This window comes from Desulfothermus okinawensis JCM 13304 (assembly GCF_054654515.1).
This window is the reverse complement of record NZ_BAAIEW010000053.1, coordinates 1-2,730: the sequence shown is the minus strand read 5'-3', so window position 1 is coordinate 2,730 and position 2,730 is coordinate 1. Positions and strand designations below refer to the sequence as shown.

The window sequence follows — 2,730 nt, the reverse complement described above, 5'->3', positions numbered from 1 at the left end:
GTATAGTTCTGCCTCAAGCTCCTCTCTGTCTTTCTCTGCCTTTTTCTTCTTGTCTGTAAATATAGATGGTAGTCCCTCAATAAGTTGCTTTCTCCATTGCCTCACCGGGTTTGGGTGTACCCCATATTCACTGGATATCTCTGAGATCGTCTTCTCCGCCTCTACTACCTCCAGTGCTATCTTTGCCTTAAATGCTCCGTTGTGCCTCTTCCGGATGTTACCCATCTAATCCTTGCCTCCTTTCTGTCCTTTCAGGCTAACATCCACCTTATTCACCTTATTCCTCTGTCCAGTTTTTGGGGTCCATTATAGTTAACATCCTTAGATAGGGATTTTTAAGGACCTTTTGCTAGGGAATTTTTGAACCTTTAACATTACACAGTTTTGGAAACACCTCCCTTTTCAACATTTGTTCAAAACTTATAAGAAGCTGAGAACCATACCCGTGGATTCCTATCTTTACTGTCTGATTTAGGTTTACCACCACTGGTGCGCCAAGCAACAGATAAATTGGCACTAAATTTTTTATAATTAACACGAAGACCAACGCCACACCCACCTATTTTTCTATGATTTGGATTCGCAGGTATTTCAATATTGTTTTTTCTGTTTATTCTCACATATCCAGTATCATAAAATAGGTAAGGACTAAAAAATGATATAGAATATCTTGTTTCAATCTGAGCAAGCCAACCTTCATCACCGCTTCCTTCACCTAAGGGATATGCCCTTACTCCATTAGCACCTCCAAGGATAAAACTCTCAGAACTATCAAGGTTTTTGCTTGCCAACTGAGCAGCAAACCTACCAAAAAGCATTAAATGCGGTATTGGGGTTACCTGTATGCGGGATACATCAAGATTAATCTTATCAAAATTACCTCGTGTATCTAAACCGCTTTCTCTGTCGCTTTTCTCCAAATCATCATTTAACTTTAAAAATCCATGGGTATATACAATGTTTCCATATATAACTCCACCACCCAAGAAACTATCATATATATCAAATGAAAGAGTAACTGGCAGGGGGTAGCTGTGTTTCCTATAATCAACATTTATCGCACCCTGCTTGTCTTTAAGATACTTATACTGAAAGATAGTGTCTATTGTAAGATTTGCTTTCCTTGAGCGTATTATTGGATATGAGAAGCCCAAATAGCCTATATCGGCTGAGCCTGTAGCATCAAGGTCGGTAAACTCCTTGCCCAACTTATAGTAGGTATGGGTATAGCCCACCTTTCCTCTAAGCCCGCTTACACCCAAAGGCAAATTATAGCCTATATCGCCCAACCAGAGTTTTTTATTTGAATGCACAAATGTTGTAGTTATCTGGTCACCTAAGATAAATGGTGAATTTATATTAAAACCTACATAACCCCGGTATTCTCCTGTGTAGCGATCCCCATAATTATCCACACCTATATTGGTGTTTACCTTTTGTGCAAGGTCTACATAGACATTCAAATCACCATAACCCACCTCTTCTCCAGGCTTTAGGATCGGAACAATTTTTATTCCAGGCTGGTCAGATAGTATAAGGGTGGTGCGTTCAAGTGACGCGGTTGTAATTATATCTCCTTTCTTAAGTGTATTAAGAAACGCAGATGCTTTCTGTGCAAGAGGGTTCTTGCCAATTACGGAGACCTTTCCAAATCTACCCTCTATAACCTGAATCGTTAGCTTCCCATTTTTTATGTTTTGCGGTGGAATTATGGCACGAACAAATGGATAACCTTTTTTCTCATAATAGTTAGTGATTTTATCGGCAAGCTGTCTCAAGCCAGCCATATCATAAAATTTGCCTGAAAAATTACCAAGTGCAGCTATTAGCTCTTTTGTGCTAAACACCGTTGCACCTATTATGTTAACGCTCAATATTCTTATTTTTGCACCTCCAGATTGGTTGGTTAACTTGGTTGGATTCTGAATACCGATATTAATACCTTTGTTGGGCGTTTGAGGAGGTTTTTGGGTTTGTTCTTGCAATATTTTGCCCGTATCAGGAGGTGTTTGGGCAAAAGCAAAAAAAGCCCAACCAAGTGATATCAAGAAAATTATCGCATAAAGATATCGCCTGCTCACGACTATCCACTCCTGTTATCTCTTATTTTCGTTTAATATTTATACCGCCATCAACAACTAAAACACGCACAAAGCCAAAAGGTTCATAATTGGCAGATTTAGACATATCATTGTGCTGCAAATTGGTTAATCCTTTGCCTTTACCCTTAGACTTAGAGGCCATTATGTGTTTAATAGCACCACCTGAAACATGAACAAATATAAGATCACCTGAAGCTACTCGGTTCTTACTCATCATATTGGGAAGGGTTTTTATGGTGTTTCTTGCGTTTGATGAAGAAAGTGTATTTAATGAAGTAAGATTACTACTCTCTCCGTGGACTACCGTAATTGAGCTGTCTACGATTGGGTTAGAAACAATGGTTAGCTGGGCATCTTTATAGCTAATATCATAGTTTGGATTATTGTTGTCTGTGATTGTGCCCTGTAAGATATTATATTTACCTAGATCCTCTCCTTTTTCTCTTGTGAGACTTCCTATAAGAGTTTCCCCTGGCACTAACGCACAATTTTCACTTATACCTGTAGGACAATAAATTTTATAGGTCAAAGCAGGATCTGGTTCACCCTGTTTTTTGGCTTTAGGAACAGCTACAACCAATACTGGGCGGCGATTGATGGTGGCTGTTGTTGTATCCTTTGGATTTTG

General features: G+C 39.1%; 3 protein-coding genes. All 3 read right to left on the bottom strand.

Annotated features, from left to right (window positions below; translation table 11 throughout):
* Positions 1-225: transposase (locus tag ACYQ0O_RS12915; RefSeq protein WP_459893730.1), on the bottom strand; the 225-nt coding region annotated here is incomplete at its 3' end.
* A 188-nt stretch (positions 226-413) separates the two neighbouring features.
* A complete protein-coding gene (locus ACYQ0O_RS12910) occupies positions 414-2,081 on the bottom strand; it encodes a ShlB/FhaC/HecB family hemolysin secretion/activation protein (protein WP_459893728.1) in 1,668 nt (555 codons plus the stop codon).
* 22 nt (positions 2,082-2,103) lie between these two features.
* On the bottom strand, positions 2,104-2,730 hold a 627-nt coding region (locus ACYQ0O_RS12905; protein ID WP_459893726.1), incomplete at its 5' end, for an MBG domain-containing protein.